Genomic DNA, 541 nt, shown 5'->3' on the forward strand with positions numbered 1-541 from the left:
CCATGGATGCCGGGTTCTCCCCTGCGCGCAGGGGCGGGAAGAGTCAGGCCGTCTAATGGGAAGACGGCGGCATCAATGGCGCATCGGTCGCGAGCCTCTTGGAGGAATGAGAGCCCAGTATAGCGGGGCTGGCTGAATGGCTGCGTGCAGGGCAGGGCGTGCTGCTGGGGCTCGATACCGGCGATTCGCTCGGCCCGATCAGTGAGCGCTGGCTGCGGTCGGTCACCTGCGTGATGTCCACGGCGCGCGATACGCCGCCATCGCCGCGGCAAGACCGGCGGAAGCCTTCAAAAAGTCGCGACGGGAAAAGGGCAGTCTGGTCGGAGCGGTCACTTGTTGCTCCTCCTGTTTTTCATGCAAGGCGAAACGAGTGCGCCTTAGCGTCCCACCTCGTTCTCTTCCTCATCGGTCTGGCGCTTGGCGCCGGCGGCGTCTGGTTGGCTTCGCTGGGCGGCAGCTGGTACTACATCGTCGTCGGTCTTGCCTTCCTGGTCACCGCCTGGCTGCTCTTTAGGCGCCGCTCCACATCGCTTTGGCTCTA

1 protein-coding gene is annotated in these 541 nt (G+C 64.5%); it reads left to right on the top strand.

The window, feature by feature from the left end:
* Positions 1-158 precede the first annotated feature (158 nt).
* A partial coding sequence (locus tag EN853_RS35045) for a hypothetical protein (protein ID WP_245517517.1) occupies positions 159-541 on the top strand: 383 nt, incomplete at its 3' end.

The organism is Mesorhizobium sp. M1C.F.Ca.ET.210.01.1.1, assembly GCF_004791585.1.
GTDB lineage: Bacteria > Pseudomonadota > Alphaproteobacteria > Rhizobiales > Rhizobiaceae > Mesorhizobium.